Source organism: Pseudomonas sp. GD04058 (genome assembly GCF_029836855.1).
GTDB lineage: Bacteria > Pseudomonadota > Gammaproteobacteria > Pseudomonadales > Pseudomonadaceae > Aquipseudomonas > Aquipseudomonas bharatica.
Window position 1 is genome coordinate 1 of record NZ_JAOECN010000096.1, and the last position, 1,024, is coordinate 1,024.

Annotated in this window: 1 protein-coding gene; it reads left to right on the plus strand. The window is 63.6% G+C overall.

Going from position 1 to position 1,024, the window contains the following annotated elements:
• Positions 1–1,024, plus strand: a 1,024-nt coding sequence (locus N7650_RS27870) for an immunoglobulin-like domain-containing protein (protein WP_279900905.1), incomplete at both ends; no start/stop codon positions are given.

A 1,024-nucleotide genomic window follows, 5' to 3' on the forward strand; every position in this document is an offset into this window, starting at 1 on the left:
CACCGCCAAGCTGACCAACCCGGCCGGCAGCGACATGACCGTCAGCCTGAGCAACGGTTCGACGATCAACATCGCCAAGGGCCTGAGTGAGGGCACCGTCACCGTCGATGCGCCGAAGAACAGCGTGTACGTCGATGCCACCAACGTCAGCGCCACCATCACTGGCACCAGCGGTGGCGATTTCGAGAAGCTGGCGATCAGCTCGACTCCGGCCGTAACCGCAGTCACCGATACCATCGACACCTCGACCGTGACCCTCAGCGCCACGCCAAGCGTGACCGAAGGCGGCGTGGTCACCTACACCGCCACCGTCAGTTCGCCGGTTACCGGGGCCCCGCTGGTTATCAGCCTGCAGAACGGCCAATCGATCACCATCGGCGTCAACGAAACCTCCGGCTCGGTCAACTTCACGGCGCCGAACAACGTCTACGCCACCAATACGGCACTGACCAACAGCATTACCGGCATGACCGGCGGTAACTTCGAGAAGCTGGTATCGACCGGCACGCCGACTACCGTGGTCAACGACAACCCGTCGAACCTGGACACCACCAACGTCACCCTGAGCGCCACACCGTCGGTGGATGAAGGCGGCCAGATCACCTACACCGCCAAGCTGTCCAACCCGGCCGGCAGTGCCATGACCGTCAGCCTGAGCAACGGCTCGACCATCTCCATCGCCAAGGGCATGAGCGAAGGCACGGTGACCGTCGATGCACCGAAGAACAGCGTCTACGTTGATGCCACCAGCGTCAGCACCACCATCACCGGCACCAGCGGCGGCGATTTCGAGAAGGTCAACGTCAGCAGCACTCCGGCGATCACCTCCATCACCGACACCATCGATACTTCGACCGTGACCCTGACCGCCACGCCGAGCGTGACCGAAGGCGGTGTGGTCACCTACACCGCCACCGTCAGCTCGCCGGTGACCGTGGCACCGCTGGTAGTCACCCTGGCCAACGGCCAGTCGATCACTATCCCGGTCAATGCCACCAGCGGTTCGGTGGACTTCACCGCGCCG